Here is a 5,630-nt window from a genome sequence, read left to right as displayed (position 1 = left end):
CTTTAATCCTGAAAAATATGATCAGTATGTCTTCCAGGTGGGCAAGGGCATTATCAACAAACTATCCTTTGTTTCGACTGAAAAATCAGATTTGCCTGATAATGAGAAAGCTAGTAGCGACACACCTGTTTCAACAGATAGCAAAACAGCAAATATGAGTACAGATAATGATGGGAATAACACTTCATTAATCGTATTTGGATTAATACTTCTTGTGGCTGTCATTGGATTTATTCTATTAAGAAGAAAGAAAAAAAATAAAGGCAATGATGATTTTGATTTTTAATTGAAATAACTTCCCGTAAAAGCAATTTCTTTTACGGGAACTCTTTTTAAAAATATTATTTACATATTTGGAGGTGAAAGTGTTGGGTAAATTTATTACAGGAAAACTTTTACAATATTTCATTGTCATTTTCCTAATGTTGACGCTAAATTTTCTATTACCCCGTCTTATGCCTGGAAATCCATTGGTTTTTTTAGCAGGCGAAGATGTAGGCTTTATGTCCAGTGCTGAAAAAGACGCTATTTTAGACAAGTATGGCCTTAATGATTCAATCCTCGAACAATATGGAACTTATATAAAGAATATTTTCACTGGTGACTTTGGATATTCCTATCAGCAAAAACGGCCTATCTCAGAACTTTTGATGGAGAGGCTCCCATGGACAATGCTACTTACAGGTCTAGGATTGGTACTCTCAACCGTTATCGGAGTCATGTTTGGAGCAATTTCCGCATGGCGCAGGGGCACCAACACAGATGCTAACCTTCTAACAGTCTTTATGTTTTTAAGTGCCATGCCATCTTTTTGGGTTGGCATGATACTTGTATCTATTTTTTCCGCTCAATTAGGATGGTTGCCCGTTTTTGGAGCAGAAAGCGCTTGGTCAAATTATACGGGAATGGACCGGTTTTTTGATATCGGTAAGCATCTGATTCTCCCATTAGCCACCCTTATCCTAATTTCTGTTACAAGCACTTTTATGATCATGCGGTATTCAATGCTGAACGTCCTCGGAGAAGACTATATTATGATGGCCAAAGCAAAAGGAGTAAAAGAAAAGGTAATCAAGTATAAACATGCCATGAGAAATGCATTACTTCCTGTGGCTACTGTATTTATGCTTAGCTTAGGATTTACCCTGGGCGGTGCGACTGTTATCGAAACCGTCTTTGCATATCCGGGTGTAGGCCGTCTTATGTTTGAATCGGTATTAAGCAGAGATTACCCGCTTATCCAAGCTACATTCCTGATTATTACTTTCAGTGTAGTCATTGCTAACTTTCTAGCAGATTTAATTTATCCATTACTTGATCCAAAGGTGGGAAGCCGCAATGGTTAATTCAAGATGGAAGAAATATTGGCAAGTTCTCACATCTAATAATATTGGCTTGTTTGGCTTAATCCTTTTAGTGATTTTTTTACTAATTGCGCTTTTAGCGCCAATCCTTGCTCCATTTGACCCGACAGATCGAGTTGGAGCTCCTTTTACGAAGCCTAATGGCCAATTTTTGCTGGGAACGAATGATGTCGGACAAGATATCTTAAGCGAACTTCTATATGGCACGAGGATTTCATTATTAATTGGTGTCATTGCAGCTTTTATTTCCATTCTTCTTGGCTGCCTAGTCGGTATCGTTTCAGGGTACTATGGCGGCAAAGTAGATGCATTTTTAATGAGATTGGTAGACTTAGTACTTGTTATTCCTTTTCTTCCTTTAATGATATTACTGGCTGCTTTTATTGGTCCTAGTTTTTGGAACATTGTACTGGTTATTAGCCTAATTTCCTGGGCTAGCCCAGCAAGGGTAATAAGATCTCAGGTTCTAACTTTAAAAACAAAAGGGTATGTAGAGGCTGCAAAGTCAATCGGAACAAACATTAAAGTCATCTTAGCCCGACATATTCTGCCGGGGGTTATTCCAATAGCACTCTCCCAATTTGTTTTAGCCGCAAGCCATTCAATTTTAATCGAAGCATCTTTAAGCTTCTTGGGGCTAGGAGATCCATTTACAAAGAGTTGGGGGACCATTTTATATTATGCTCAGGCCAGAGGAGCTTTTTTAACTGATGCGTGGATTTGGTGGGTTCTGCCTCCAGGATTATTAATCACAACACTGGTTATTGGGTTCGCCTTTACAGGCTACTCACTTGAAGAGATCCTGAATCCCCGATTAAGAAAGGAGCGTTAGTTTATGAACACCGTGTTATCAGTTGAAAACCTTTCTACCTACTTTAAAACGGATAAAGGGATAGCAAAGGCAGTAGAGAATGTTTCTTTTTCACTCAATAAAGGAGAAATGCTAGGTTTAATAGGTGAGTCAGGATGTGGAAAAACAACAGTTGCTCAGTCCATTTTAAGGTTAATAGAATATCCAGGAAAAGTGGTTTCGGGTCGTGTCCTTTTAAATGGAAGAGATCTCATAAAGGCTTCTGAAAAAGAACTTTCATCCTTGAGATGGAAAGAGATTTCTGTTATTCCCCAAAGTGCAATGAACGCGTTGAATCCTATATTTACTATAGGAGATCAAATAATGGAATCCATTTTATTGCACGAGAATGTAAGCAAACGGGAAGCACTTCAGCGCACTAAGACCCTTCTCGAGTTGGTCGGTATTGATGGGGAGAGGTGGAGGAGCTATCCGCATGAATTCAGCGGAGGAATGAAACAGAGAGTCGCCATTGCTATGGCACTGGCCTGTAATCCAAAATTGGTTATATCTGATGAATCCACAACAGGATTGGATGTTTTAACTCAAGCGCAGGTAATTGCCTTAATCAAAAGCCTTCAAAAGAAAATGGACTTATCTGTCATCCTGATCTCTCATGATTTGCCGATGGTTACTGCTATATGCGATAAAATAGCCATTATGTATGCAGGCAACATCGTAGAATGGGCATCCACGGGAGATCTATTGAAAAACGCCAGACATCCATACTCGCAAGCACTTTTAAACGCTTCGCCTGATTTAGGCAATCCGGAAAAGGAAGTAGTATCTATACCAGGGAGTGTACCAAATTTGGTGAATTTCCCTAATTCCTGCCGTTTTCATACCAGGTGCCCTCATGCCTTTGACAAATGCCGCCAGGAAATTCCAGAATTTAAAGAAATCAAGAACGGACATTACACAGCCTGCTTTTTAGAGGAGGAAGGAAACCATGGATAAAAGCACTCTTTTAAAAGTGAGCAATTTGAAAAAAACCTTCATAAAAAAGTCGGGCACTTTTTTAAAAAGAAGAAAAACCGAGGTATATGCAGTTAATAATATCAATTTTGAAGTAAACAAAGGTGAGATCTTGGGAATCATTGGTGAAAGCGGCTGCGGCAAAACGTCAACTGCCAGAATGGTTATGCGCCTTATGAAAGAAACCAAAGGAGAAATTACTTTTGAAGGAGTTAATCTTTGTAATCTAAAAGAATCAGAGACAAATAAAATCAGAAAAAAAATGCAGATGATTTTTCAAGACCCCTACGATACGTTAAATCCCGGTATGAAAATTCTTGACATATTAATGGAACCGATTAATGCTCATGAAAAGGGTTTGACTTACGAAGAAAAGTATCAAAAGGTGATTGAGGCCATAGAAGCTATTGAGCTACGACCAGCCCAGGACTTTATCCATCGATTCCCACATCAATTAAGCGGCGGGCAAAGACAGAGAATTGCCATTGCCAGAGCAATTATTTTAAAACCATCTTTTATTGCTGCAGATGAACCTACTTCCATGCTTGATGTATCTGTTAGAGCCGGAATACTGAACTTGCTGCTGGATTTAAGAAAGAAAATGGGTCTTACGATGATGTTTATTACCCATGATTTATCTACTGCGAGTTATATGTGTGACCGAATTGCTGTCATGTACCAAGGAAAAATCGTAGAAATAGGACCTACGAAAAAAATTATTCAGCATCCTTCCCATCCCTACACAAAAGCACTTGTGGCTGTAGTAAAAGATTTAAACCATTTTATTAAAAATAGAGAGAAATTGATTCTAGATGGGGAAGTGGATTCCACAAAAGAAGAAAAAGGCTGCCCTTTTGTTGCAAGATGTCCTCATAAAGAAGCAGTTTGTCATACGCAAGTGCCGGAGTTAGAGGATGTAGACAGAGGACATTCAGTTTCTTGCCATTGTCATATTGAATTATTAGAAAAGACTTCATAAAAAAGGGGAAACATATGGATACGCAAAGAAAAAAAGTAAAGATAGCTGTAAACGGAGGTATACATTTTGGTGCAAAACTAACTGCCAAGCAACTACTTGTAATTGCAAAATATATGGATGATCAGGATGAGCTTGAACTGACTACATTTCAGCAGCTCTACATCGACGTATTTGATGACAAGAAAGATGAAATCATTTCAGAGTTTGAGCAGGTAGGGCTTAGATGTTATCCAGTAGGAAAATTTGTTAAAAGTTTACGGACATGCAATTTTTGTAAAGGGGAAGAAGAAGAAGGAATGCCTGTAGCAAAAGAATTGAATGAGCGTATAGCAGGAATTCCTGTCCCTTTCACATTAAAGCCAGCTTATACTGGCTGTCCTGTCGGCTGCGGTGAACCACTAATCAATGACATAGGTATAATGAAGGTGAAAAATCATTATGATTTATATATTGGAGGAAAATCGAAAGGGAAAGATGCAGAAACCGGGTCCCTATTAATGACTAATCTTGAACCTGAAGATTTATATTCAGCTGTAGAAAAGATCATTGAATTTTACCAGCAACAGGCCAAGAAAAGAGAGACGTTCCATAAATTTGTAAACAGGCTCGGGCATGAGGCAATATTAGAGGAAATGAATAAATGAAAAAATAATCTACCCTTTAAATTTTTCTTTATAAAAAAATTACCAATTATAACAAAATATTTCATACCTTTCTCTTTACATAGGGTACGGGGGTATGATATATTAAATTTGCAAGGGGGGAAGCTAAGTGATTTCCAAATTAGAAAAAAATGAATTGCCAACCGAAGAAGTAAGCTGCTGCGCAAGCGAGAGTACGAGAAAAAGTCACCATTCTGATAAAGTTAAGAATAATCTTGTCGTTCGATTAAACCGAATTGAAGGTCAAATCCGCGGTATAAAAGGTTTAATTGAAAGGGACACTTATTGTGACGATGTCATTACACAAATTTCAGCTACACAATCTGCGTTAAACAGCGTTGCAAAGATTCTTTTGGAAGGGCATTTAAAAGGATGCGTAGTGGACCGCCTTCAAGAAGGAGATTTAGAAGTTTTAGATGAAGTACTCATTACTGTTCAGAAATTAATGAAAAAATAAAGGAGAGAATGAATGATGGAAAAAGTTACATTGAATGTAGAAGGTATGTCCTGTGGTCATTGTATTAAAGCGATCGAAGGTAGCGTCGGCGAGTTGGCGGGCGTTTCCAATGTTAAAGTTCACCTAGAAAGTGGAAAAGTTGATGTCGAATATAATTCCACGCAAGTTTCTTTAGACAAAATCAAGGAAACTATTGATGATCAAGGATATGATGTAGTTTAAATAAAATGATGGGGTGTGCTAAACGCAGCACCCTCTCTTTTTAAGTTTAATATACCCATGACAGGTATATTAAGCACTGACCTTCTAATGAATTATTTATCCTCAAACAATTTTAAAAGGA

At 37.9% G+C, this 5,630-nt stretch carries 8 protein-coding genes; all 8 read left to right on the top strand.

Translation table 11 applies throughout. The features are described 5' to 3' along the window. Window positions 1-286: LPXTG cell wall anchor domain-containing protein (locus BFI01S_RS20715; protein ID WP_156478361.1), on the top strand; the 286-nt coding region annotated here is incomplete at its 5' end. Between the two features lie 82 nt (window positions 287-368). Then, complete coding sequence (locus BFI01S_RS20710; protein WP_061794278.1) at window positions 369-1,346, top strand: ABC transporter permease; 978 nt, start codon at window positions 369-371, stop codon at window positions 1,344-1,346. Then, window positions 1,339-2,196 carry an ABC transporter permease gene (locus BFI01S_RS20705; RefSeq protein WP_061794277.1) on the top strand — a complete coding sequence of 286 codons (858 nt, stop codon included), beginning with the start codon at window positions 1,339-1,341 and terminating at the stop codon, window positions 2,194-2,196. The genes BFI01S_RS20710 and BFI01S_RS20705 overlap by 8 nt, the downstream gene beginning before the upstream one ends. 3 nt (window positions 2,197-2,199) lie before the next feature. After that, window positions 2,200-3,171, top strand: coding sequence for an ABC transporter ATP-binding protein (locus BFI01S_RS20700; protein ID WP_061794276.1), 972 nt, complete (start codon window positions 2,200-2,202; stop codon window positions 3,169-3,171). Beyond that, window positions 3,164-4,168 (top strand): ABC transporter ATP-binding protein, encoded by a 1,005-nt coding sequence (locus tag BFI01S_RS20695; protein ID WP_061794275.1) that lies wholly within the window; start codon window positions 3,164-3,166, stop codon window positions 4,166-4,168. The genes BFI01S_RS20700 and BFI01S_RS20695 overlap by 8 nt, the downstream gene beginning before the upstream one ends. 14 nt (window positions 4,169-4,182) lie before the next feature. Continuing rightward, window positions 4,183-4,812 carry an NAD(P)/FAD-dependent oxidoreductase gene (locus tag BFI01S_RS20690; protein WP_061794274.1) on the top strand — a complete coding sequence of 210 codons (630 nt, stop codon included), beginning with the start codon at window positions 4,183-4,185 and terminating at the stop codon, window positions 4,810-4,812. Window positions 4,813-4,942: 130 nt separating this feature from the next. Then, window positions 4,943-5,287, top strand: coding sequence for a metal-sensitive transcriptional regulator (locus tag BFI01S_RS20685; RefSeq protein ID WP_372675482.1), 345 nt, complete (start codon window positions 4,943-4,945; stop codon window positions 5,285-5,287). A gap of 15 nt (window positions 5,288-5,302) precedes the next feature. Further along, window positions 5,303-5,509, top strand: a complete 207-nt coding sequence (gene copZ / locus BFI01S_RS20680; protein WP_026041633.1) for a copper chaperone CopZ — start codon at window positions 5,303-5,305, stop codon at window positions 5,507-5,509. Window positions 5,510-5,630: the final 121 nt, after the last annotated feature.

Source organism: Cytobacillus firmus NBRC 15306 (assembly GCF_001591465.1).
In the GTDB taxonomy this organism is placed as follows: domain Bacteria; phylum Bacillota; class Bacilli; order Bacillales; family Cytobacillaceae; genus Cytobacillus; species Cytobacillus firmus.
The sequence above is the reverse complement of the archived record's forward strand: the minus strand, read 5'-3'. Positions and strand labels throughout refer to the sequence as shown.